The organism is Cyanobium usitatum str. Tous (genome assembly GCF_003011885.1).
Taxonomy (GTDB): domain Bacteria; phylum Cyanobacteriota; class Cyanobacteriia; order PCC-6307; family Cyanobiaceae; genus Cyanobium_A; species Cyanobium_A usitatum.
This window is the reverse complement of the sequence record NZ_PXXO01000018.1, coordinates 1-22,926: the sequence shown is the minus strand read 5'-3', so window position 1 is coordinate 22,926 and position 22,926 is coordinate 1. Positions and strand designations below refer to the sequence as shown.

The following is a 22,926-nucleotide window of genomic DNA, read 5'->3' as shown; positions in this document are numbered from 1 at the left end:
CCCTGGTTGTGCGGCGCTTGGCTGCTGCATCAGGGGTTGGCGCAATGACGCAACTGCCAGCGGCGCAGCCCCTGGTTGAGCAACAGCAACGCCATCGCCACAAAAGTGATCTGCAGACCAAGCAGGGTGGGAAGCAACACGTCGCCGTAGCCGGCCAAGGGAGCGCCGGGCGGCAGCAGCAGCTGGCTTCCTAGTTGCTTCAGCACAGCCATTAAGCCAGCCGTCGTGCCGATCAGGCCCAGCAGCGGAGCCAGCACCACTGCTGCCTGCAGCAAGGGCTCACCCCAAGTCATCTGGTGGTCACAATCGTCAAGGAACTGAAGGCGCAGCTCCGCAGAAGGTGCCTGCGCCAGCGCCGTACGCAGCTGCCGCCACGAGCGGCGACCACGGGCAAACCAGCGCCACCAAAACGCACAGCGATCAAATCCCACGGTGAATACCGCCACCGATAAAACCAGCAGGGGCACAGCCACCGGTCCGCAGGCCTTCCACAGAGACAGGAAGGAAGCCATGGCTCTTGCCGAATGGGGTGAGGATATGGAGCGCTTGGGGCCGCCGCCGGTATCGCCCCTGCTTGACATGGGCTCGGGCGCCTGTACGGATCAAAGGGTGATTGGATTAAAGGGTGATCGGCTTAAAGATTGATCGGCTCCACTCCGCTCACCACCGGCGCCACGGCGCTCAGCTCCAGTTGCGGGTGCTCCTCCGCCAGCTGACCCAGGTTCCAGCTGTTCTTGAACAGCAGCACCGGCCGGTTCCAGGCATCCCGCACCGTCTTGCAATTGAAGATCCGCCCCACCTGCTCCAGCGCTGGCCAGCCGCCGGCCACCCAGCGAGCTACCGCAAAACCGAGCGGTTCAAGCCGCGTCTGCACGCCGTATTCGTGCTCAAGCCGGTATTGCACCACCTCCAGTTGCAGCTGGCCCACCGCCGCCAGGATCGGATCGCGCTTGCTTTCATCTGTGTCGTAGAGGATTTGCACCGCCCCCTCCTCGCGCAGCTCGTTGACACCCTTGCGGAAGCTCTTGAACGCCGATGGGTTGGGGTTGCGCAACCAGGCAAATATCTCCGGCGAGAAGCAAGGAATCCCCTCGTATTCCACCTTCTGGCCCAGATAGAGGGTGTCGCCAATGGCGAACATGCCCGGGTTATTGAGGCCGATCACGTCGCCGGGGTAGGCGTCCTCTACCACCTCCCTGTCCTGGCCGAACAGCTTCTGGGGGCGCGATAGGCGAATGGCCTTGCCCGTGCGGGCGTGCTGCACGGTCATGTCCTTCTCAAACTTGCCGCTGCACACCCGCACAAAGGCCACCCGGTCGCGGTGGCGCGGATCCATGTTGGCCTGCAGCTTGAATACAAAGCCGCTGAAACCGGGGCCGATCGGATCGATCTCACCGGCATTGCTGGCGCGGCCCACCGGCTTCTGGGCCAGCTCCAAAAAGGCATCAAGAAATGGCCGCACGCCGAAGTTGGTCATCGCCGAACCAAAGAAAACAGGGGAGAGCTCACCGGCGTGCACCAGCTCCAGGTCGAGGTCGGCACCGGCCCCCTCCAGCAACTCCAGTTCCTCAAGGGCCTGAGCCAGGAGCTCCGGCTCCACGGCCCCCGTATCGCGGGCTTCCTGCACCGTGAGCAGCTTTTCCTCGCTCTGGCGGCCGCGCTCAGCGCGCTGAAACAGGATCACGTCGTGGCTGCGGCGATCGATCACGCCGCGAAAACGATCGCCGCTGCCGATCGGCCAGTTCACCGGCCAGCAGGCCAGGCCCAGCTCCTGCTCGATCTCATCGAGCAGCTCCAGGGGCTCGCGCCCCGGCCGATCCATCTTGTTGATGAAGGTGAAAATCGGGATGCGCCGCATGCGGCACACCTCAAATAATTTGCGCGTCTGGGGCTCCAGGCCCTTGGCCGCGTCTTCCAGCATCACCGCGTTGTCGGCGGCGGCCAGGGTGCGATAGGTGTCTTCCGAGAAGTCCTGGTGGCCGGGGGTATCCAGCAGGTTGATCGTGCTGCCCGCATAGTCGAACTGCAGCACCGTTGAAGTGATCGAGATGCCGCGCTGCTTCTCCAGCTCCATCCAGTCGGAGGTCACCTTGCGCTGCTCCCCCTTGGCCTTCACGGCCCCGGCCTGCTGGATCGCTCCCCCGTAGAGCAGCAATTTCTCGGTGAGGGTGGTCTTGCCCGCGTCTGGGTGGGAGATGATCGCGAAGTTGCGCCGCCGGGCCACGGCCTCGGCCAGGGCCTGTAGTTCTGGAGTGCTGCTTGTGCTGCTGATCATTAGCTCAGCCTGCCAGGCCGCTTAATTGAGCCGGCCCCACACCTCCAGGTAGCGCTCCTGCCGCGGCGCCACCTGGAGCTGGGCGGCGAGCCCGGCCTGCTCCAGCTGCTGCTGTACCTCCTCTGGGGTGAAGGCCGCATGCAGGGAAGCGCGGTAGTCGTGGCGCAACACCTCCGGGGCGCTCGCCATCTCGGCGGCCACCAGGGTCTCAACTGCCTCGCCGTTATCGGGCCGGCGCAGGTCTTGGACATAAACAAAGGCCCCAGGGGCGCCGAGCTGGGCCACCGTCTGCCAAAGCGCCGCCGGATCATGCAGGTGGTGCAACAGGCTGTTGCTCACCACCGCCGAGAAGTGAGCTTCAAGCTCGCCTGCGGCAGCAAGGGGCAACAGCGCCTGCACAAAGCGCAGCCGAGCCGCCAAATCCGGCGACACTCCGGCCAGGCGCTCGCGCGCCACCGCAAGCATCCGTGGCGCCCCGTCGAGCCCTAAAACCTTTGCAGCAGGCCAACGGCCGGCCAGAAGCAAGCTGATGTTGCCCGGGCCGCAACCCAGATCAAGCAGGGCCGTGCCGGGATCATCACCGCAGAGCTGAGCTAGCCGCTCCACCATCGCCGCATCGGAGGCGGCGAAATCGGCCTGGGCATAGGCCAGCACCTGGCCTGCCTCGTCCATCAGCTCCGGCTCCGGAATGCGCTGCATCGAATTCAAGATTTCCAGATCCATTGTGGCGCAGCCTTGCTGGGCGGCGCACTGTCGCTGGTGTCTACCAGGTGTTGCACACCCCACCTGTGGCGTTATGGTTCGGCTCACCTTCGGGCCGTACTGCCTGTGACGCTCTCAGCCACGCCCCCTACAGCCGCCAGTCAGAACGCCGAAACTGCGGCGGCTGAAAAGGCTTTTGCCGCCGCCAGCGGCAGACCGGCGGGCGAGGCTCTGGACTTTCCAGCTTCCGCTCCTGCTGCCAACCCGGTGTTTTACCGGACCTACAGCCGCAAGACCGAGACCGGCAGGGAAAGCTGGCACCAGGTGGCTGAGCGCAACCTCGGCGGTCTGAGCAAGCTGGGCAACCTCAGCGAGGCGGAGGTTGAGCTGATGCGCCGCATGCAGCAGCAGCAGAAGGCTCTGCCTTCCGGACGCTGGCTGTGGATCGGCGGCACCCAATGGATCGAACAACAGCAAAATTTCTCTGGCGCCTACAACTGCACCTCCACCAACCTGGTGGACTGGGAAGCCTTCGGTCTGATGATGGACCTGGCGATGATGGGCTGCGGCACCGGCGCCATCATCGAGCCGCACCTGATTGGGCGCCTGCCGGCGGTGCGCAACCGGCTCAGCATCGCCGCCGTGACCGATATCGGTGCCACTCCGGCTGGCCAACGCCAGGAGCACACCAGCCACGGCATCGAGGCCAACCGGGTTGCAATCAAGGTGGGCGACACGCGCCGCGGCTGGGTGGACAGCTATCAGCTGCTGCTCAATCTCTGTAGCGACGAGCGCTTTGACCCCACCAGCCCCATCGAAATCAGCGTCGATCTCTCCGACGTGCGGCCCGTGGGCGAAACCCTCAAGGGCTTCGGTGGCATGGCCAATCCGGTGAAACTCAAGGACCTCTACGGCCGCGTAGCCCACATCCTCAATAAGGCCCAAGGCCGCCAGCTCACCTCGGTTGAGTGCTGCCTGCTGATCGATGAGGCTGCCGTCACGATCGTGGCCGGCAACATCCGCCGCAGCGCCGGCATGCGCCAGTTCTGCGCCGACGACAACTCCGCCGCCGGAGCTAAGGAGAACCTCTGGCAGCAGGACAGCGAGGGCAACTGGAGCATCGATCCGGAAAGGGATTCCCTGCGCATGGCCAACCACACCCGGGTCTTCCACAACCGGCCCGACCGGGCCACGGTGCTGGAGGCTGTTGTTAAGCAGTTCCAGAGCGGTGAGGGCGCGATCCAGTTCGCTCCCGAGGCCATCGCCCGCTCCAACGCCGACCTGCTCAGCACCCCAGAGCTGCGCACAGAGTTCATCGGCATCTACTGCGACCAAGGCCGCGAGCAAGCCGGCCGCTGGCTCACCACCCACCACCCCGAGATCAGCGCCGCCGAACTGGAGCATCGCCTGGGCCGCTACGGCCTCAACCCCTGCGGCGAGATCCTCGGCGCCGACTTCCACTGCAATCTGGCTGAAATCCACCTCAACCAGATCGACCCCGCCGATCTGGTGTCCCAGGAGGAGGCCTTCCGTGCCGCCGGCCTGGCCGTGGCCTGCCTGCTAAATCATCGCTTCGAGGTGGAGCGCTACCGCCAGAGCCGCGCCTGGGATCCGATCGTGGGCGTGAGCTTCACCGGCCTATTCGACTTCTTTGTACACGCCTTTGGCACGCCCTGGCTCACCTGGTGGGAAGCGGGGCGGCCCAACACGGCCGAAGGCCTGGCCTTCAAGGCAAAGGAGGCCGAATTCCTCAGCCGCTGGAAACAGATCGTCAACCAGTCGGTGTGGGACTACTGCGATCGCCACGGCCTGCGTCGCCCCAATCGCTGCACCACCGTGCAGCCCGCCGGCACCAAGAGCCTGCTCACCGGCGCCTCACCAGGCTGGCACCCCCCCAAGGCCCAGCGCTTCATCCGTCGCATCACCTTCCGCAAGAACGATCCGGTGGCGCTCGCCTGCATGGACTACGGCTACACAATCGTGCCCTCGCAAAGCGATAAGGACGAACAGGGCCGCCTGCTGGATGATCCGTTTGATCCCCGCTGCACTGAGTGGCTGGTGGAAATCCCCACCGAAGTGAGCTGGGCAAATATCCCCGGTGCCGATGCGGTGGAGATCAACAACTTCTCAGCTCTGGCCCAATTCGACTTTTACATGCAGGTGCAGAAGCACTACACAGCCCACAACACCTCAGCCACGGTGGAGTTCCGCGAAAACGAAATAGAACCACTGGCAGATGCCATTTATCAGGCAATCGATCAAGGCGAGGGCTACATATCCGCAGCCCTGCTGGCCCGCTTTGATGCAAATGCTACTTTCCCGCGGCTGCCATTTGAACCAATCGACCACGCTACCTACCTGCGACTCAACGCTGAGGTGGCCGCCCGGCGCAGCACCACCTGCTTCTTTGAAGCTCTTCAGCGCTACGACCGCGGTGAGCTGGTGGAGGCAGGTCCAGCTGGCTGCGATTCAGACAAGTGCCTACTGCCTTTGGCTAAACCGGGCAACAACTGACCAATTAAGATAAAATTTCGGTGTGGCACTGCCGCACCGACCCTCTGGAGAGGTGGTCGAGTGGTTGATGGCTCTGGTCTTGAAAACCAGCGAAGTGAAAGCTTCCGCGGGTTCGAATCCCGCCCTCTCCGTTCCAATGACATCAGCAGTTCCCAGCCCCGCAAGTGCTTGCAGGGCTGGTCTGGCATCAGTCATGAAGGTGGCTGAAGGGGCGCATTGCTACGGCGGGCTCCGCGCAGGCGCGGTTGAGCTCCCTTTCGAGATTGATTATGCGCTTCTCCCTTAGGCAGTATTTGCAGCCGCCGGTGGTTTGAAGGTGCTTCTCGGGGGTGATCGAAATCTCTTTGACCGGATGCCTATTGCAGCGAATCTTGATAGGGGACTTGTAGCTCCTGTAGAGGATGGCTGCGTAGTCGTATTGATCGCCAAAACGGGATCGGGCCCTTGCCAAAAACAGTTCACGACTGATTGGGTTGCCCATTTCCAGGCCAGATCGGATCAGTGAAGTTGCGGCATATTACGGGGGCTGCCGCCCCAGGCCAATGCGACGGCCCAGACCGTCACGTTGCGTGATGCGGTTCAAAAGATATGGGTTTGGCTCACTTGATCCCATCTTTTCTAGGCTGCTCATGAGCGCCACGAAGGGAGTGGTGATCAGGCAGGGAGCAATCCCTGCTTTTTTATGGCCTACAAATTCCTGTGGTGCGAATCTGGGGGCTACCAACCCAGCCTGGCTGTTCATGGCCCCAGAGAGTCCCCAGCGTCCCCCCTGGCTGAATTGGTTGTTTCTATTGGCGTTCCTGTGGAGCTCCTACCAGCTGGCTGGCCTCTGGTTTGCGCGCCTACACGGTTAGGGGTACTGGTTGGGCACGAAGAACTGCTCGTTACGTGGCGGACGAGCCGTGCCCTCGGGTGGCTTGCGGGGCGGCAGCTTGATCGCTGGAGGTGTCATGTCTTCGTAGGGGATCTTGCTGAGCAGGTGGTGAATGCAATTGAGGCGGGCGCGGCGTTTGTCGTCTGCCTCCACGGTGAACCAGGGCGCTTCGGGGATGATGGTGTGAGCGAACATATGATCTTTAGCGGCTGAAAAGCTTTCCCACTTGTTGCGGGCCTCCAAGTCCATCGGACTGAGCTTCCAGCGGCGGGTGGGATCTTCGATACGGGACTGGAAGCGGCTTTCCTGCTCCACATCGCTCACTGAAAACCAATACTTGAGCAGCACGATTCCAGAGCGCACCACCATCCGCTCAAATTCCGGGCAGCTCTGCAGAAACTCCTCCGTTTGGGCTGGTGTGCAGAAGCCCATTACCGATTCCACCCCAGCTCGGTTGTACCAGCTGCGATCAAATACGACGATCTCCCCAGCTGAAGGGAAGTGTTCTACGTAGCGCTGGAAGTACCACTGGGTTTTCTGTTGATCAGAGGGGGTGCCCAAGGCCACCACCCGGCAGCCGCGGGGATTTAGCGGTTCGGTGATTCGTTTGATCGTGCCGCCCTTACCGGCCGCATCCCGGCCCTCGAACAGCACGATCAGCCGAAAGCCAGAGGCCTTCAGCCAGTACTGCATTTTTACCAGCTCCACCTGCAGCCGGGTGAGCTCTTTCTCGTAAACCTTGCGATCTAGCCGGCCCCCATTGCTGGCCAGATCTTCCAGGAAAGGGGACGGGTAGTAGCGATCGCTGAGGGGCCCAAAATGGGGTGGCTGGGGCTTGCTCGAGTTGGTGGCTTTATCGCTTTTCTTGTGTTTTCCCATTGCTGAGAGTCTCCAGAACTAGTTGCGGCGGCTGGGCTGGGGCCATAGAGCTCGCACCAGACGGATGATCCCAGCAACCACCAAGCCCAGGGCCGCAATGGCCGCCAGCACCAGCAGCACCACCGCCAGCAATTGCACCAGTCCCCAAAGCGCCTGCTGCACCCCGCCGATCAGGTTGGCTAGGGCGGTGCTCAGCAGCAAAAAAGTGTCGAAGCGATCCGGCAACTGCAGCAAGGCCAGCATCAGCCCGGTGCCGGCAGCGCCCAGCAGGAAGGCGATAGCGGCCTGACGCCAGCGGGCCGGGCGGTGGCGGCGGCGAAATACCCGTCGTGTCGACGCGCCTGTGGTGGGCAATTGCAGGGCGCGGCTACGGGGGGAGGTCATACCTCGAGGACGTAACCGGCACCGCGCATCCAGCGCTCGAATTCCATCAGCACCAACTCGTTGGGGCAGTCGATCAAGGAGAGATCTGCCACGGTGCAATCCCCCTGGCCGCCGTGATGCAGGGAGATGCGGAAGTCGTCGCCGCTGAGCCCGCAAACCTCCGGATCACTGCGCACGACCACATCGAGGGAGGCCCCAAGTCGAGCCACCCGAATTCGCAATTCCGACCAGGTCAGCGCCGCCATGGACCCAATTCAAACTCTCTCATCGATACCCAAGTGTGACCAGCTAGCCGGCTACGTCAATAGCGGCTACTTAGCTTGGGCGGCAGCTGGGCGCTGCGTTGGCTCGAGCCCGGGCTTGGGTTCTGGTATTAGCAGCCCTAGCCCGGAGGCCACGGCCACAGCCAGGAGCCCTGCCAGCGGCGCTGCAAGGCGCTGGGCAAGGGGGCGGCGTTCCAGCAGCTCGCGGCCCTTCAGGGGCATGGGCTCAGGCAGCTCCAGGGGCAACTGCAGCCGCGAATCGAGGCGCAATTGATCCAGCACCCGCACCAGATCGGCCAGCTCGGCATCATCGAGATTGAGCTGTAAAGGGAGCGTGTCCGGCTGGCTACTGCGCAGCAGCAGGCCATGGCCGCCCTCTGGCCCCGGACCTATCTCCACCGGCTCGGGCTCGGCGCCAAAGCGACGCGGCACACCACTGATCAAGTAGCGGGCATAGGGCAGCACCACCTGCATCAGGGCTAGCAGGTGCTCCTTGCGGCCCTCAAGCTCGGGGCGCCCGGCCCAGGCCAAGCTCCAGCCCGTGATGATGCCGAGGTTCTGGCCGCTCTGGCCGACCGACACATCCGGCAGACCCTCCACCTTGAGGCGGCAGCTGAGTTGGTCGAACTGCAGTACTTGCTTCATTGCAGGTTCAGGGACTGGATCATGGCTGGGCATCCAGCAGGCTGGCGCGCAGCCGCTCAAAACCGCCAACCCCGGAGCCCAGGGCCAGGGCCTGGATCAGCAGCCGCGACTCGCGGGCACCTGACTCGGGATCGAGCAACAGTTGCACGCCACCACGACGGAGGTTCATGCGCTGGCGTACCAGATCGGCCAGGCGGCTGCGGAATAAGTTCCAACGCTCGCTGAGCACTTCAGGCGGCTCGGCGCTGGAGAGCAGGCCGCGCAGCAGGGGGTAGAGGCGGTCTGCCAAGGCGCAAAGAATGCGGATCAGGGCGTCGGTTTCAGCTGGCTCCAGACCTTCGCGGCGAGTGGTGCGGCGCAGGGGGTTGGTGCAGCGGCGTTTCCACAGTTCCACCCGGTTTGGGAAGAGGGTGGTGAAGCCCATCTGCTCGCTCATCCACACCATTGCCTCACCGCCGTTGAGGTCGAGGGCCTCGGCGCTGAGCAACAGCAGGTCGAGGCGTTCGAGGCCGCGGCGGGGAAGCCGGGCGGTCGATTCAGGAGCGATTGAATGCAGGGGCATGGCTGCGATGATGCCAGCAAGTGCACCCAACCGTCACGTTCATGGCCCCAGACCTGCGGGAATTTGTGCGCGATGTGCCTGATTTTCCCAAGCCCGGCATCCTGTTTCGCGACCTCACGCCGCTGATGCGCGACCCGGACGGCTGGCAGGAAGTGATCCGTCAGCTGAGCGCAGTGTGCGAGCGGCTGCAGCCCGACCTGATCGTGGGCATTGAGTCGCGGGGCTTCATCGTGGGCACAGCCCTTGCCACCGCCGTGCGATTGGGTTTTGTGCCAGTGCGCAAGCCCGGCAAGTTGCCCGGAGAAGTTACGGGTGTGGATTACGCCCTCGAATACGGCAGCGACCGGCTGGAAATCCACAGCGATGCCCTGGCCGATGGCTCCAAGGTGCTGATCATCGACGATCTGCTGGCCACCGGCGGCACCGCGGCGGCCTGCGCAGAGCTTGTGGCTGCGGCTGGTGGTGAACTGTGTGGCTTCGGATTTGTGGCCGAACTGGCGGCCCTGGAAGGGCGCCGCAAGCTGCCTGAAGATCAGCCCGTGGAGTCGCTGATCATCTATTCCTGATCCTGCCAACTCAGCAGGGCATCGAACTGCTCCAGGCTGATCAGCCCGAAGCGCCAGAGCACCACCGGCAGGGGCGCTTGCTCCTGCTGGGCCTGGCGCAATCCCAGGGCCAGGGCGCTCTCGCTCAGTCCGAATTGATTGCGCAGCAGACGCAGCAGCGCCGCCGAAGGCGGCGGTTGGGAACTGGTGCTGATCACCATGCATGCGGCCCCGGATAGCCCATGCTGATCAGCGGCGCAGCAGCTGGCAAGGGCCATCGGTCATGGCGGACAGGCTGAGCTGGCGCAGGGGAGCAAGCTTGGCCAGCAGCAGCAGGGCCAGGTGGCGCAGGGGCAGCAGCAGGGGCGAGCGATTCGAGAAAAACCGCACCAGCAGATCGGTAGCCAGCAGGGTGAGCAGCAAATCCGGCCAACGCCGCCTTGCATAGGCCGCCGGCAAGCGGTGCACGGCAAGCCGCCCGGCCGCTGTACGCCGGGCCAGGCGATGCAGGGTGGCCACATCGCGCCAGCAGAGGTTTAGCCCCTGGCCGCCCACTGGATGGCAGCGGTGACCGCTCTCCCCCACCAACACCGTATGGCCGCGGTGCAGGCGCCTGGCCAGCAGCAGGGCCACCGGGAAGGCGCGCGGATCATCGAGCAGGGCATCGGGCTGAAGCTGGTCTGGCAGGGCACCGGCCAGGGCATCAAGGAAGGCTGAGTCGCCGAGGCTTTCAAGTTGGCGGCAGCGCTGGGCTGGGGCACTCCAAACCAGCTGGAACAGACCATCACCCAGGGGCAGCACCGCAAAAGGCCCCTCGGGCCGCAGCAGCTCCCAGGCCTGGTCGTCGGCGCTGCCGCGGAGTTGCACCAGGGCCGTGAGGCAGTTTTGGCGATAGGCCCACTGCAAGACCCCAATGCCGAGGGCCTCGCGGCTGGGGGAGTGGGGGCCGTCGGCCGCCACGATCAGGTCGTGCGGCGGCTGCTTGGCGGCGGCGTGCGGCGGCGGCGTGCCCAACTCCAAGGTGATGGCGGGATGGGCGCCCAGGCGCTCCAGCAGCAGGGTCATCAGCGGCCGGTGCTGTCCCACCCAACCCACGGCCGCCGCCGGTGCCGCCGCCCGCCGCGAGCCCAGATCCGCCAAGCAGAAAGGCACCTGGCGCTGGGTGGCCAGATCAAGTAGCTCCAGAGAGCGGAAGGGAACCAGCAACGCCTGCACGGCTGACCACAGCCCCAGCTGCTCCAGCAGGCGCTGGCTGGAATGAGTGAAGGCGTAGGCGCGGCTGCGCTCGAGCAGCACAGCGGCGGGCAGGGGATCGCTGATCTGCACCTGCCAGCCAGCGTCGGCCAGGGCAAAGGCCGTGAGGGCACCGGTGGGGCCCGCCCCATTCACCAGGGCCCTCAGAACCGGTTTGGACTCGACCATGGCGATGGCAGATCAGCCCGGGGATCGGGCACAAAAAAGCCGCAGCAGAAGAGCTGCGGCAAATGGTGTAGCAAAGGCTCAAGCAGTTGCGAGAGCGGGTAGATCAGCCGATACCAAGCAGGCCGCGGGTGAAGGACTCACCACCCAGGGCGTATTCAGTGGCAAGCAGGGCGATGAAGCCGAGCATGGCCATACGACCATTGAGCTTCTCGGCGCGCTCGTGGAAGCCCCAGCCGCTTTCGGTTGAAACCACTTCCATGCGGGGCTCGGTGGCAAAAGCATTGAGACGGCCGCCGTCTTCGGTAGTAACAGTCGCGCCGCGGATGGTGGCCGCTTCGATCGAGGGGGTGATCTGAGTCATGGAAACCTGACGCGTGCTTTCCGCAAGTGTAACGCAATATTGCAGCTTGTAACTGCGGCTCCGGGAAAATGCTGCGCCTGGATCAGCGGAATCGCTTCAGGCAGAGCTCCTCAAAGGCCGGTCGCAGCAGGAAGGGGTATTCGCCAACCCAAAGCTTGAGCTGGGGCAGCCAGGCGTCGCTGATCGCCCCTATTTGAGAAAAATCCTTGCGCTCGCTCAGCACCAACACCCGCACCACCATGCCGGCACGAATCTGCTGGTGTTTTTTTTCAAAGGGGAAGCGCACCTTGCCGAGATAGCCCTCTTCGTCCTCAAGCTCGAGGGTGAGCCAGGTGCGGCGGTTTTCCACCAGCTCCAGGCGGCCGTCGTTGTTGGCCTGTTCGCGGCGCTCCTCAACGATTTCGCGGGTATATAAATCGACTATCTGGCCTTCAAACAGGGCTGCAGCCGGATAGCGGCGCAGGGTGGAATTTTTCTGGCCCGCCTCGAGGATCGGTCCCCAGAGCAGGTAGAGGGCAAACACAAAGCCCACCACCAGGAATACCGGGCCGAACTGGCTGGAGAACAGCAGGGTTTGGCTGATTAATAGGGCAATCACCGCGCCGATCACCGAGATCAGCACCCGCTGCAGCACCTTGCGGGGATTGCCGGTGCAGGCGTTGAACTGGGGGCCGGTGGCCACCGCTGGGATCAGGCGCAGCAGCTCGCCCGGGCGCAAGGGAAGCAGCATCAGATCAGCCGCTCCAGGCCATACACCAGGCCAGCCAGCTGGCGCACCTTGCGCACGGTGAGCAGCACGCCGGGCATGTAGGCGGAGCGCTCGATCGTGTCGTGGCGCAGGGTGTACGTCTCGCCGGGAGCACCAAACATCACCTCTTGGTGGGCCACCAGCCCCGGCAAGCGGATCGAGTGCAGGCGCAGGCCGCTATCGCGCTGGCCGCCACGGCAGCCCGCCAGGGTTTCGTGCTCCTCCACCTGCTGGGGGTTAAAGGATTTACCCAGCTCCTCGATCAGTTCGGCGGTTTTGATGCAGGTGCCGCTGGGGGCATCGGCCTTGCGGTTGTGGTGCAGCTCGGTGAGCTCGGCGAAGTCGTAGAAGCGGGCGGCGGCGGCGGCGGCCTGCTGCAGCAGCACCATGCCAACCGAAAAATTGGGGATCACGGCCCCGCCCACACTCGCCTTCTCGGCGAAGCCGGCCAGATCAGCCAGCTGCCTTGGCGAGAGGCCCGTGGTGCCGATCACCGGGTGCACGCCATAGGCGATCGCGGCGCGGGTGTGCTCGTAGACAACCGAGGGGTGGGTGAAATCCACCAGCACGGCTGCTCCGCCCTGCCGTGCCGCCTGGCTGGCTTGGCACAGGGCCCCTTCGAAATCGCCGGTGATCGCCAGCTCCAATTCGCCTAGGCCGAGCTCCAGGCCCAGATCAGCACCTTCTTTACCAGGGGTGGTGTCGATGGCGGCCACCAGGGTGCAATCGGGGGCCGCAAGCACGGCCCGCACCACCTCGGCGCCCATGCGGCCCAGGGCACCGGCCACCACCACGGGGATGGGTGCCCCAGAGGCCGGATCGGGTGCAGGAGCCATGAGGGTCTAAAAGCGCTTGCAGCGAGCCTATGCGGTGCATACGGGGCAAGACCTCGCATCAGAGCGGATACATCCGTAGATTCCCCAATGACCCCTTATTCGTGCTGATGTTCACGCAGGTTCGCTCCACCAACCGCCGCGTTACGCCCGGCGACGTGAACGGCCGGGCCGTGATGAAGGCCGTCTATGTGGTGCTCGAACCCCAGTACCAAAACGCCCTTACCCAGGCAGCCAACTCGCTCAATGCCCAGAACGGCCCCCTGGCGATCGAGCTGAGCGGCTACCTGATTGAGGAATTGCGCGACCCCCAGAACTACGCCGATTTCCAGGCGGACGTGGCTGCGGCGGATGTATTTATCGCTTCGCTGATCTTCATTGAAGATCTGGCCCAGAAGGTGGTGGAAGCGGTGGCTCCGCACCGCGACCGGCTCAAGGCAGCAGTGGTGTTTCCCTCCATGCCGGAGGTGATGCGGCTCAACAAGCTCGGCACCTTCTCGATGGCCCAGCTGGGCCAGAGCAAGAGCGCCATTGCCAGCTTCATGAAAAAGCGCAAGGAAGCGGGCGGCGCCGGTTTCCAGGACGCGATGTTGAAGCTGCTCAATACTTTGCCGACGGTGCTCAAGTACCTGCCGGTTGAGAAGGCGCAAGATGCGCGCTCTTTCATGCTGAGTTTCCAGTATTGGCTGGGCGGCACGCCAGACAATCTCAGGAATTTTCTGTTGATGCTGGCCGATAAGTACGTCTTCCCCCGGGGCGGCTCCGGAGAAGCGGCAGACCGCGCCGCCGTGGTTGTGGCTGAGCCCCAGGTATTCCCAGACCTGGGTATCTGGCACCCGCTAGCACCGGGAATGTTTGAAGATCTCAAGGAATATCTAAATTGGAATTCCAGCCGCGGCGATCTTAGCGAGCAGGCCCGCAATGGCCCGGTGATCGGCCTAGTGCTGCAGCGCAGCCACATAGTTACCGGCGATGAAGCTCACTACGTGGCGATCATTCAGGAGCTGGAATATCGCGGCGCCACCGTGATTCCGGTGTTCTGCGGGGGGCTCGATTTCACCAAGCCGGTGAATGCCTTCTTCTACGACCCGCTCAACCCCGACTTCCCATTGGTGGATGGGGTGGTGTCACTGACGGGCTTTGCCCTGGTGGGGGGTCCCGCCCGGCAGGACCACCCCAAGGCAATTGAGGTGCTTAAAAAGCTGAATCGCCCCTACATGGTGGCGTTGCCATTGGTGTTCCAAACCACCCAGGAGTGGGAGGAGAGCGATCTAGGTCTGCACCCTGTGCAGGTAGCCCTGCAGATCGCCATCCCCGAACTCGATGGCGCCATTGAGCCAATCGTGCTCAGCGGCCGCGACGACGCCACCGGTAAAGCCCACACCCTGCAAGACCGGGTTGAGGCGATCGCCGAGCGCGCAATCCGCTGGGCCTCCTTGCGGATCAAGCCCCGGGCTGAAAAGAAGCTGGCGATCACCGTATTTAGCTTCCCCCCTGATAAGGGCAACGTCGGCACGGCGGCCTACCTGGATGTATTCGGCTCGATCTTCCGGGTGCTGGAGGAGATGCAGGCCAAGGGCTATGACGTGCAGAACATGCCGCGCACGCCCAAGGCGCTGATGGAGGCGGTGATCAACGACCCTGAAGCTCTTCAGGGGGCACCGGAGCTCTCGATCGCCCACCGCATGAGCGTGGAGGAATACGAGCGGCTTACTCCCTATTCCGAGCGCCTGGAAGAAAACTGGGGCAAGCCCCCCGGCAACCTGAACAGCGACGGCACCAACCTCCTGATCTACGGCCGCCACTTCGGCAACGTATTTGTGGGAGTGCAGCCAACCTTTGGCTACGAGGGCGACCCGATGCGGCTGCTCTATTCCCGCAGCGCCAGCCCCCACCACGGCTTCGCCGCCTACTACACCTATCTGGAGAAGGTGTGGCAGGCCGATGCGGTGCTGCACTTCGGCACCCACGGCTCGCTGGAATTCATGCCTGGCAAGCAGATGGGCATGAGCGAAACCTGCTACCCCGATTCCCTGATCGGCGCCCTGCCAAACCTCTATTACTACGCCGCCAACAACCCAAGCGAAGCCACCATCGCCAAGCGGCGCGGCTACGCCTCCACGATCAGCTACCTCACACCACCGGCTGAAAATGCCGGCCTGTATCGGGGCCTCAAGGAGCTAGGCGAACTGGTGGGCAGCTACCAGCAGCTGCGCGAAGGCAGCCGGGGTGTACAGATCGTCAACGCGATCGTGGAAACGGCGCGTCAGTGCAACCTCGACAAAGACGTGGTGCTACCCGAAGCCGATGCCTCGGAGATCGGCCTCGACGGCCGCGATGGCGTGGTGGGTGCGGTGTACCGCCAGCTGATGGAGATCGAAAGCCGGTTGCTGCCCTGTGGCCTGCACACGATCGGCAAGCCACCAACTGCCGAGGAGGCAATTGCCACCCTGGTGAATATCGCGGCGCTCGAACGCGAGGAAGATGGCCTGCGCTCCCTGCCGGGCCTGCTAGCCGAGAGCCGGGGCCGCACGATTGCTGACATCTACAAAGGCAACGACGACGGTGTGCTCGCCGATGTGGAGCTCAACCGCACGATCACCGAGGTGTGTCGCGACGCCGTGGGCTCGATGGTGAAGGCCGTGACCGGCGCCGATGGCCGGGTAACCCTGCGCCAGAACTTCGCTTGGTTGTTTGCCCTGCTGGAGAAATTCGGCTTCCAACTGCCCAGCCCCTGGCTGAGTGCCTGCCGAGTTGCTGGCTTCCCAGGGGTAGATCAAGCCGAGCTCGACAAGTTGTTTGGCTACCTGCGCTTCTGCCTTGAGCAGATCTGCGCCGATATGGAGATGCAGAGCCTGCTCAAGGCCCTCGATGGCGAATACGTGCTGCCGGGCCCCGGCGGCGACCCAATCCGCAACCCGGGCGTGCTGCCCAGCGGCAAGAACATCCACGCGCTTGACCCCCAGTCGATCCCCACCCGCGCAGCCATTGCTGCCGCCAAGGTGGTGGTGGACCGGCTAATCGAGCGCCAAAAGGCCGAGCAGGGAGCCTGGCCCGAAACGATCGCCTGCGTGCTCTGGGGCACCGACAACATCAAGACCTACGGCGAGTCGCTGGCCCAAATCCTCTGGTTTATCGGCGTGCGGCCCGTGGCAGATTCCCTGGGCCGGGTGAACAAGCTGGAGCTGATCTCCCTTGAGGAACTCGGCAGGCCCCGCATCGACGTCGTGGTGAATTGCAGCGGCGTATTCCGCGACCTGTTTATCAACCAGATGGGCTTGATCGACCAGGGCGTGAAGATGGCAGCTGAGGCTGATGAGCCCCTTGATATGAACTTCGTGCGCCGCCATGCCCAGGAGCAGGCGGCGGCCCAAGGTGTGTCCCTGCGGGATGCAGCGACGCGGGTGTTTTCCAATGCCAGCGGCAGCTACAGCTCCAATATAAACCTGGCGGTGGAAAACAGCACCTGGGAGGAGGAGAATGAGCTGCAGGAGATGTATCTATCCCGCAAGACGTTTGCATTCAATGCCGACAACCCAGGTGAGATGAACCAGAACCGAGAAGTGTTCGAGTCGGCCATGAAAACAGCTGATGTGACCTTCCAAAATCTGGATTCAGCTGAGATTTCACTCACCGATGTGAGCCACTACTTCGACAGCGATCCCACCAAGCTGATCGCCGGCCTGCGCGACGACGGCAAAGCACCAGCGAGTTATATCGCCGATACCACCACGGCCAACGCCCAGGTGCGCTCCTTGAGCGAAACCATTCGCCTCGATTCGCGCACCAAGCTGCTCAACCCCAAGTGGTACGAGGGCATGCTTAATTCCGGCTACGAGGGCGTGCGGGAAGTGGCCAAACGGCTCAATTTCACCCTGGGCTGGAGCGCAACCAGCGGCTCGGTAGACAACTTCGTGTATGAGGAGGCAAACGACACCTTCATCAACGATCCAGAAATGCGTAAGCGGCTGATGGAGCTCAATCCACACAGCTTCCGCCGCATCGTGGGCACGCTGCTGGAAGTAAACGGCCGCGGCTACTGGGAAACCAGCGACGAGAACATTGCCCAGCTGCAGGAGATTTATCAGGAGATTGAAGACCGGATCGAGGGTGTGACCCAACCCTGAGCTTCAGTTCAACATGAAGCCCACACCCCGGACGGTGTGGATGAGTGGCTCAAGATCGGGGCGTTCCAGTTTCTTGCGCAGGTACCGGATGTAGACATCGAGCAGGTTGTCGTCGCCAACCCAGGAGTCCCCCCAAACGGCCAAGAGGATGTCCTTTCGGGAGAGCACCTGCTCGCTATGCTGAAGCAGGTGCAGGAGTAGATCGTATTCCTTGACGGTGAGCTTGACCGGGGTAGCGGCGCGGGACACCTGACGGCTGTCGGTATTGACCGTAAGGTCGCGATAGTGCAACTCGGTGCCATCTACATGGTTGAGTCCCATGCGGCTGCGGCGTAATAAGGCACGCAGCCGAGCAATCAGCTCCTCGATTGCAAAGGGCCGAGACAATACGTCGTCAGCGCCGGCCTCAAGAGCAGCTACACGGGAGCTGTAGTGATCGAAAGATAGGAGCAACACCAGCGGAATGGCATTAGCTGCGGCGCGCAGTTGGCGAGTGAAGACGAGCGCCGCGCTATCAGGCAAGGCGTCGCTGATCAGAAGCATTTGGGGTGCGGCGGCCGGCAGCTGCTGCTGGGCTGCATCTGTGCTGGCTACGGCGCTAATGGCAAAGCCATGGACCTGAAGGTGCTTGGTGAGCAGATCAGACGAGCGTCTATCCGGATCAACGAGCAGCAGACGGGCAGTTGGGGGCACAGGGAAGCGTTGGGAGGTCAGCCTAAGGCGGCGTACCCATCATCACTAAAGGACTCCGAACTGAACAGGGCCTCGAAGTGATGGTCCATAGCGGCCATCACGGCAGCGGGATCAGCATTACCAGCCGCATCAAAACTGACGTCAAGATCGGCAAGGTCATGGTGCTGATCGGCAAGGTCATGGGCAATGTGGTTGAGCACATCCTGCTGAATGAGCTGGTAAGCATCAGAGGAGAGCTGCTGCTCTTCGAGGTAGGAACTAACCACCTGGTCAAGCTCATAAACAAGCTCAGCAGGGCGAGCCTCTTGAGCCGCAAGATCTGGTGAGGATCGCACAGCTTCAAAGAAGTTTTCGGTTAAGCCGGCAATCACGTCACCGGCTACAAATGAGTCATCCGCATCAGCCATGGTTCAAACGGTGTAGGAGAAGTCATCGACCACATCGGCAACCGTAGCAATGCCATCGCTGGCATCGTCGGACAGGAGCGCATGAACCTCTTCGAGCGCGGCCAAGGCATCGGCGGTGGGCTCAATCGCTGCCGGGTCAGCAGCCATATCGGCCGTAACCGACACCTCGGTGAGTGCAAGCTCCTGCTGGTACTCAGCCATCGCCTCATCGGTGAGAGCGTTCTCACCCACGTACTGCTCAACTAAGTCATCCAAGCTAGCCACTTCGGACTCGACCACCTGCTCATCGGTAATGGCGAGATCCTGGATGAAGATGTCGACAGCTGGAACTGGGGTATCAGCAACCAGGGCATCAACAGGAGCCACGGCGAAGGCACCATCTTCCGCCAGATCGGGCAGGCGGGAAGCTGCTTGGGCGAACTCAGACTCTGTGATCTGCCCATCATTGCCAGCCAGGGTGAGCTGCTGATCGAAGCTATCAAGTTGATCGAGGCTCAGGTCGCCGTGGCCAAAGGCCGTGAGCGTGTGGGTGAGGTCATCGAGCGCTTGCACAGCAAGATCACCATTCGCAACTGACCCGAGCACCTGAGCGTAGGTGCCCTGCACCAAATGCTGCACAGCACTGATGGCAGCCAGAGCATCCGCATCAGCAGGGAGAGTATCGAGACTGCGCTGAAGGGCTAGCTGACTGGCAGCCATGAACTCGATGATGTCACTACTGGCGAGATGATCAAGTTTCAGCTGGTCGGCGATCGCACTAAGCAATGAGTCCGAGGTGAAATCCGCCACCTGACCATCTGGCAGTTCTGAAAGGACGTGGCTGATGGCGGAGAACACAGTCCAAGATGCATGCGCCTCGTCAGTGACGAGATGTCGTGCAGCCAGCTCGGAGAACTGAACGGCCGCCGTCATCACGGCGGCGTTCTGGCCAAGGATCTCACTGGAACCTTGAATGGGGTTAAGCGAGGTGAGATCGCTATTAGCGGGGAGCCCCAGCCTCGAAGCAAGGGTTGCATTGGCTGACGCGTAGTCGGCTCCGCCTTCGAGCAGGGTCTGAAAAAGACTGGTCAAAGGAGTGACAAAAGATGCACCCACCTGGCCATAGAGGTTGATCTCGTAGGTCAGGCCGGTATCAGTGTCGAGGCCGCCGCTCTGGACTGCCCGGGCTTCGCCGAAGGTGAACTGCCCGTCACCGTTCACATCAAGGATGGAGAGGTCAACAACCCACTCCAAATGACCTTTGGCATCGGTGATGCCGAGGCGTTCGCCGACATCTTCCTGGTTGTTGTGATTGATGTCCAAGAACAGAGTGGCACCAACGATGGTGCCATCGATGGTGGCCGAGACGCCCGAGATGCCGACAGTGGAGGCAACTCCACCCGGGGCGTCATTCAAGACAGCACCGTTTGTGAGATTGACCTTGAAGTATTCAGCTGATCCACCTAAATAAGTAACAGTGATTGTATAGACGTTGGCCGAAGGCGCAGAAACAGCAACACTGCTGATCGTGGTTCCGTTACCATCGATGATGATGGTGTCGGTATTGACAGTGAAGTCGGTGATCACATCAATCTCTACCGTTGCAGCCGAGGCACTGCCGTCCCCTCTCACCAGCACAAACTGGTCGGCTCCAGTACCGCCACTCAGCTGATCGACACCCTTACCGCCGGTGATTATGTCGTTGCCCTCTTGTCCGTAAATGCGGTCATCGCCGTCACCGCCATTGATCTGATCAGCAGCACCGGTGCGTGCACTTTCCTGAGCAACAATCGAAGGGTTAGTACGGATGTAGTTAAGGGTATCCTCCCTACTCCACTGACCACCACCGGGGCCAGCGGTAGCACCAAGGGTTCCTTCCAGAAGCTGGAAAACCAACCAGCCAGAACCTGTCGGTGTCGTCAGACCATTGGCGAGCGCCAGTGCATCTGTAAAGGGTGCATCACCAAAGATGAGGTCAGCACCCGCTCCACCGCTCAGATCATCGGCACCAGCAGATGTCTGAACTGTCTGAGAACCGGTCAGTTGACCAATCACAGTATTCAGCTGCTCGGCCGAAGTCACATTGGTCGCACTGCCACCACTACCTTCAACCTGACTTAGACGGTCAAGGTTAGCAGCAGTGACGTTGATACCAACGGCTTCAATAGTAAATTTATTGGCGCCACCGGCCGCCTCAATGAGAGCAACTTCGCTTACTGTATCATCATTACTGGTACCGGACGGATTGTAGGTACCAAGGATATGAGCAATAGAATTTGGCTCATCAAATGAGGAAGCCGAATTAAGATCGGTGCTGTTGGCTGCCATCGCACGATTAGGATCACCATCAGAGACAAAGAGGACGCGATTCACATCAGCATTAGCCAATGGAGCACTAGTTCCAGTGGAATTAATCCAATTGAGAGCGCTCTGCAGGCCAGCCTCGTAATTAGTCCAACCTTCAGCACTCAAAGCATTCACCGCTGCTTTTGCAGCAGCAAGTTGCGATGGGCTGTCGACCCCACCCGCAGTGAGAACATATGTGCCCACGAGAGACGCACCAGTGCTGAATATATCAATATGAACACGGACATCGCTGGCACCAGAATTGTAGAGACTGTCCAAAGTTGAATTCACCGATTGCTTCAGAGCAGACAAACGAGAAATCAAACTGCCACCAAAACTGATCTGATCACCCATACTTCCTGAAACGTCCAGAACCAATACCACATTGGCGGTTGAACCAGCCTTTAGTGTTGAGCCACCTGGGTCGCCAATCAAAACATCAGACTTGATCGTGCCTTCTATAACGCCTGGCCCACCAGACGTAAAGAAGGAATCTGTGGATCCAGAACGATCATCCGATGCAGAGCCAACAAGAAAAACCGGATCAACAAGAGGACTCCAGGTAACATCAAAGCCACTGGATGCAGTATCTCCATCACCGTCGACAACATTAACGTTAAAAGACTGGGTTACAGGGTTGCCAGCATTATAGGAACCAATCGCAAGGGTTGAAACTGAGAATGCGTCACCAGAAGACAACGATTGAATCTCAAGGCGACTAAAACCGTCATCAGTGAACACACGTATTGAATAAGTCTCTTGGAGATTAGCGATCGATACAGAATTAGGATCACTGAAGTTGAAGCTGATCCCCCCAGTTGTCACACTGCCCCCGGCGCGAGCTGCCGAAGCGACAAGAGTTGAGCCGTTGTAAACTTGAACCAGAGTAACCGGATCCTTGACGTCGCCAGGATCACCCGAAAGAACATTATCAGAATCTGCATCGTAAGCAGTGAGCTTGATCTGCACATTTTGGCTACCAGAAGCGCCGGGAATACCAGGATTACCAGGCACTTGCGTCAAGTTGAATGACACGGCATTAACATCAATGTGCTTATCAACGGCAAAAGAACCAGCTGCCACAGAGAATTCACCGAAGTCAAGACGCAGAACCTCATCAGGATTGATATTGTTATTATCAACAGCCAAGTCAGTACTATTATTATTTACAGTACCTGGCGAGCCATTTGCAGACACACTTGTCGCCAGGATTTCGACAGGCTGGGCGGTTGCGGACGAATTATCACCGATAATATAGAAGGAAGGGTTTCCAGCATTAATCCCGCCAAGCGAAGTATAAGTAATGCCCGAACCATTATCTATTGGGGCAAAATTGGTAACTGTGTAGTCGACCTGGCCAGACGTCACCCCACCAATCACAATCGTAAAGACATAATCACTGACAAGGGCATTAGTCGAACTGGTCGTTGCCGTAAGGGTCAATCCATCCGCTGAAACGAAGTAGTATACAGGCAAAGAGCTACTTGTGATTGTCGCAAGAGCACCAGACGCAATACCTGCAAAAGCGACATGACCAGCGCCATCAGTACCGAAGTTATCAGAGATATTGAGATCAAGCACCTGAGTGACTGAGCTGGAGGCGTCGTTGCTTAGCTCAGTATTGGTGGGTTCGGCGGCTTTCGGTCCATCATCATTGAAGTTAAAAGTATAGATATTAGAGCCGCTTCCACGGCCATCACTTAGATCAATGAATGCTGTCGATGTATCACCATCTTGATCTGTTAGTGTCTGCGTAAACTTAATCTGGTAGCTATCAACACCGCCACCATTACGCCCGGTCAACGCTACAGATTCATCAGCACTTCCTGTGTTTGGATGCCAGATATTAACGCCCGATGCTTGCGTTAAATTAACTACACCCACACTCGTTGTACTAATCGTAAAATATACAACCGCGCCGACTCTTCCCTCGATCGTGCTGCCATTCTGGTACAGCTGGATCTCCGCTCCCTGGCTAAATACACTATCAACTGTATTGAGTGCATACAATCCAGATCCAATCCCTCCTCCAGGTGCCGTCCCTCCAGCTGCTGTCGACAAACTGACACTGAACACATTCGTTCCAGCTCCGTCTGTTCCGTAATTGCTCTGTACTCCTCCTAATACCGTATCTGAATCAAACAATCCTGACAGATCTACACTTGAAATTCGGTCTGCAACTGTGTCCTTCGGGTCCGGATCGTTTCCTGCCGTTTCATCCACACGCAGCGTCAGCCCAGCAAGAACCTGGTCGCTTAGAGCGCTTAGCGCTGGCGTGATCGCTATTGGACCATCATCATTGAAGTTAAAAGTATAGATATTAGAGCCGCTTCCACGGCCATCACTTAGATCAATGAATGCTGTCGA

20 protein-coding genes and 1 tRNA gene are annotated in these 22,926 nt (G+C 60.9%); 4 read left to right on the top strand and 17 right to left on the bottom strand.

What is annotated here, in order from left to right; translation table 11 throughout:
* Positions 1 to 29: 29 nt before the first annotated feature.
* The 3 genes from C7K55_RS12260 to C7K55_RS12250 form a co-directional block, all read right to left on the bottom strand.
* A complete protein-coding gene (locus C7K55_RS12260; protein ID WP_161956169.1) occupies positions 30 to 512 on the bottom strand; it encodes a MotA/TolQ/ExbB proton channel family protein in 483 nt (160 codons plus the stop codon).
* Positions 513 to 634: 122 nt separating this feature from the next.
* Positions 635 to 2,275, bottom strand: coding sequence for a peptide chain release factor 3 (locus C7K55_RS12255; RefSeq protein ID WP_106633008.1), 1,641 nt, complete (start codon positions 2,273 to 2,275; stop codon positions 635 to 637).
* Between the two features lie 21 nt (positions 2,276 to 2,296).
* Complete coding sequence (locus C7K55_RS12250) at positions 2,297 to 2,974, bottom strand: class I SAM-dependent methyltransferase (RefSeq protein ID WP_106633027.1); 678 nt, start codon at positions 2,972 to 2,974, stop codon at positions 2,297 to 2,299.
* A gap of 234 nt (positions 2,975 to 3,208) precedes the next feature.
* Here C7K55_RS12250 and nrdJ point away from each other — a divergent pair, with 234 nt between their 5' ends.
* Both nrdJ and C7K55_RS12240 read left to right on the top strand, forming a co-directional pair.
* Positions 3,209 to 5,491, top strand: coding sequence for a ribonucleoside-triphosphate reductase, adenosylcobalamin-dependent (gene nrdJ, locus C7K55_RS12245; RefSeq protein WP_241518358.1), 2,283 nt, complete (start codon positions 3,209 to 3,211; stop codon positions 5,489 to 5,491).
* Positions 5,492 to 5,537: 46 nt separating this feature from the next.
* A tRNA-Ser gene (locus tag C7K55_RS12240) sits at positions 5,538 to 5,622 on the top strand.
* 56 nt (positions 5,623 to 5,678) lie between these two features.
* Here C7K55_RS12240 and C7K55_RS12235 read toward each other — a convergent pair.
* From C7K55_RS12235 to C7K55_RS12205, 6 genes are all read right to left on the bottom strand, one after another.
* Positions 5,679 to 5,972 (bottom strand): hypothetical protein, encoded by a 294-nt coding sequence (locus tag C7K55_RS12235; RefSeq protein ID WP_106633007.1) that lies wholly within the window; start codon positions 5,970 to 5,972, stop codon positions 5,679 to 5,681.
* Between the two features lie 369 nt (positions 5,973 to 6,341).
* Positions 6,342 to 7,244 (bottom strand): polyphosphate kinase 2, encoded by a 903-nt coding sequence (ppk2, locus tag C7K55_RS12225; RefSeq protein ID WP_106633005.1) that lies wholly within the window; start codon positions 7,242 to 7,244, stop codon positions 6,342 to 6,344.
* 18 nt (positions 7,245 to 7,262) lie between these two features.
* Positions 7,263 to 7,628, bottom strand: coding sequence for a hypothetical protein (locus C7K55_RS12220; protein ID WP_106633004.1), 366 nt, complete (start codon positions 7,626 to 7,628; stop codon positions 7,263 to 7,265).
* Positions 7,625 to 7,873, bottom strand: a complete 249-nt coding sequence (locus C7K55_RS12215; RefSeq protein WP_106633003.1) for a hypothetical protein — start codon at positions 7,871 to 7,873, stop codon at positions 7,625 to 7,627. Before C7K55_RS12215 ends, C7K55_RS12220 begins: the two co-directional genes overlap by 4 nt.
* A 66-nt stretch (positions 7,874 to 7,939) precedes the next feature.
* The gene (locus C7K55_RS12210; RefSeq protein WP_106633002.1) at positions 7,940 to 8,536 is read right to left on the bottom strand and encodes a DUF4335 domain-containing protein; all 597 of its coding nucleotides are present in this window, start codon (positions 8,534 to 8,536) and stop codon (positions 7,940 to 7,942) included.
* Positions 8,537 to 8,555: 19 nt separating this feature from the next.
* Positions 8,556 to 9,098, bottom strand: coding sequence for a DUF3038 domain-containing protein (locus C7K55_RS12205; RefSeq protein WP_106633025.1), 543 nt, complete (start codon positions 9,096 to 9,098; stop codon positions 8,556 to 8,558).
* Between the two features lie 41 nt (positions 9,099 to 9,139).
* Between C7K55_RS12205 and C7K55_RS12200 the strand changes: the two genes are divergently transcribed.
* Positions 9,140 to 9,664: an adenine phosphoribosyltransferase gene (locus C7K55_RS12200; protein ID WP_106633001.1), complete on the top strand. Its 525-nt coding sequence runs from the start codon at positions 9,140 to 9,142 to the stop codon at positions 9,662 to 9,664.
* Here the strand turns inward: C7K55_RS12200 and C7K55_RS12195 are convergent.
* The 5 genes from C7K55_RS12195 to dapB all read right to left on the bottom strand — a co-directional run bounded on the left by C7K55_RS12195 (position 9,655) and on the right by dapB (position 13,010).
* Complete coding sequence (locus C7K55_RS12195) at positions 9,655 to 9,864, bottom strand: DUF2949 domain-containing protein (RefSeq protein WP_106633024.1); 210 nt, start codon at positions 9,862 to 9,864, stop codon at positions 9,655 to 9,657. The two genes, C7K55_RS12200 and C7K55_RS12195, sit on opposite strands and share 10 nt — an antisense overlap.
* A gap of 28 nt (positions 9,865 to 9,892) precedes the next feature.
* Positions 9,893 to 11,065, bottom strand: coding sequence for an FAD-dependent monooxygenase (locus C7K55_RS12190; RefSeq protein ID WP_106633000.1), 1,173 nt, complete (start codon positions 11,063 to 11,065; stop codon positions 9,893 to 9,895).
* A 103-nt stretch (positions 11,066 to 11,168) separates the two neighbouring features.
* Positions 11,169 to 11,426, bottom strand: a complete 258-nt coding sequence (locus C7K55_RS12185; RefSeq protein ID WP_106632999.1) for a high light inducible protein — start codon at positions 11,424 to 11,426, stop codon at positions 11,169 to 11,171.
* 82 nt (positions 11,427 to 11,508) lie between these two features.
* Positions 11,509 to 12,156: a hypothetical protein gene (locus tag C7K55_RS12180; RefSeq protein ID WP_106632998.1), complete on the bottom strand. Its 648-nt coding sequence runs from the start codon at positions 12,154 to 12,156 to the stop codon at positions 11,509 to 11,511.
* A complete protein-coding gene (dapB, locus tag C7K55_RS12175) occupies positions 12,156 to 13,010 on the bottom strand; it encodes a 4-hydroxy-tetrahydrodipicolinate reductase (protein ID WP_106632997.1) in 855 nt (284 codons plus the stop codon). The genes C7K55_RS12180 and dapB overlap by 1 nt, the downstream gene beginning before the upstream one ends.
* A gap of 107 nt (positions 13,011 to 13,117) precedes the next feature.
* Between dapB and C7K55_RS12170 the strand changes: the two genes are divergently transcribed.
* Positions 13,118 to 17,134: a magnesium chelatase subunit H gene (locus C7K55_RS12170; protein ID WP_106633023.1), complete on the top strand. Its 4,017-nt coding sequence runs from the start codon at positions 13,118 to 13,120 to the stop codon at positions 17,132 to 17,134.
* 3 nt (positions 17,135 to 17,137) lie between these two features.
* On the opposite strand, the gene C7K55_RS12165 is transcribed toward C7K55_RS12170, so the two are convergent.
* The 3 genes from C7K55_RS12165 to C7K55_RS12155 are packed head-to-tail and all read right to left on the bottom strand — an operon-like array spanning position 17,138 to position 22,782.
* A complete protein-coding gene (locus tag C7K55_RS12165) occupies positions 17,138 to 17,827 on the bottom strand; it encodes a response regulator transcription factor (RefSeq protein ID WP_106632996.1) in 690 nt (229 codons plus the stop codon).
* A gap of 17 nt (positions 17,828 to 17,844) precedes the next feature.
* Positions 17,845 to 18,234, bottom strand: coding sequence for a hypothetical protein (locus tag C7K55_RS12160; protein WP_106632995.1), 390 nt, complete (start codon positions 18,232 to 18,234; stop codon positions 17,845 to 17,847).
* A 3-nt stretch (positions 18,235 to 18,237) separates the two neighbouring features.
* Complete coding sequence (locus C7K55_RS12155) at positions 18,238 to 22,782, bottom strand: beta strand repeat-containing protein (RefSeq protein WP_206603516.1); 4,545 nt, start codon at positions 22,780 to 22,782, stop codon at positions 18,238 to 18,240.
* Positions 22,783 to 22,926: the final 144 nt, after the last annotated feature.

Bases quoted from the DNA above. Each gene is read 5' to 3' on its own strand.
- C7K55_RS12180 (WP_106632998.1), bottom strand. From the start codon at position 12,156: ATGCTGCTTCCCTTGCGCCCGGGCGAGCTGCTGCGCCTGATCCCAGCG.
- C7K55_RS12250 (WP_106633027.1), bottom strand. From the start codon at position 2,974: ATGCAGCGCATTCCGGAGCCGGAGCTGATGGACGAGGCAGGCCAGGTG.
- C7K55_RS12200 (WP_106633001.1), top strand. From the start codon at position 9,140: ATGGCCCCAGACCTGCGGGAATTTGTGCGCGATGTGCCTGATTTTCCC.
- C7K55_RS12160 (WP_106632995.1), bottom strand. From the start codon at position 18,234: ATGGCTGATGCGGATGACTCATTTGTAGCCGGTGACGTGATTGCCGGC.
- dapB (WP_106632997.1), bottom strand. From the start codon at position 13,010: ATGGCTCCTGCACCCGATCCGGCCTCTGGGGCACCCATCCCCGTGGTG.
- C7K55_RS12185 (WP_106632999.1), bottom strand. From the start codon at position 11,426: ATGACTCAGATCACCCCCTCGATCGAAGCGGCCACCATCCGCGGCGCG.
- C7K55_RS12255 (WP_106633008.1), bottom strand. From the start codon at position 2,275: ATGATCAGCAGCACAAGCAGCACTCCAGAACTACAGGCCCTGGCCGAG.
- ppk2 (WP_106633005.1), bottom strand. From the start codon at position 7,244: ATGGGAAAACACAAGAAAAGCGATAAAGCCACCAACTCGAGCAAGCCC.
- C7K55_RS12235 (WP_106633007.1), bottom strand. From the start codon at position 5,972: ATGGGCAACCCAATCAGTCGTGAACTGTTTTTGGCAAGGGCCCGATCC.
- C7K55_RS12190 (WP_106633000.1), bottom strand. From the start codon at position 11,065: ATGGTCGAGTCCAAACCGGTTCTGAGGGCCCTGGTGAATGGGGCGGGC.
- C7K55_RS12195 (WP_106633024.1), bottom strand. From the start codon at position 9,864: ATGGTGATCAGCACCAGTTCCCAACCGCCGCCTTCGGCGGCGCTGCTG.
- C7K55_RS12210 (WP_106633002.1), bottom strand. From the start codon at position 8,536: ATGAAGCAAGTACTGCAGTTCGACCAACTCAGCTGCCGCCTCAAGGTG.
- C7K55_RS12220 (WP_106633004.1), bottom strand. From the start codon at position 7,628: ATGACCTCCCCCCGTAGCCGCGCCCTGCAATTGCCCACCACAGGCGCG.
- C7K55_RS12215 (WP_106633003.1), bottom strand. From the start codon at position 7,873: ATGGCGGCGCTGACCTGGTCGGAATTGCGAATTCGGGTGGCTCGACTT.
- C7K55_RS12170 (WP_106633023.1), top strand. From the start codon at position 13,118: ATGTTCACGCAGGTTCGCTCCACCAACCGCCGCGTTACGCCCGGCGAC.
- C7K55_RS12205 (WP_106633025.1), bottom strand. From the start codon at position 9,098: ATGCCCCTGCATTCAATCGCTCCTGAATCGACCGCCCGGCTTCCCCGC.
- C7K55_RS12260 (WP_161956169.1), bottom strand. From the start codon at position 512: ATGGCTTCCTTCCTGTCTCTGTGGAAGGCCTGCGGACCGGTGGCTGTG.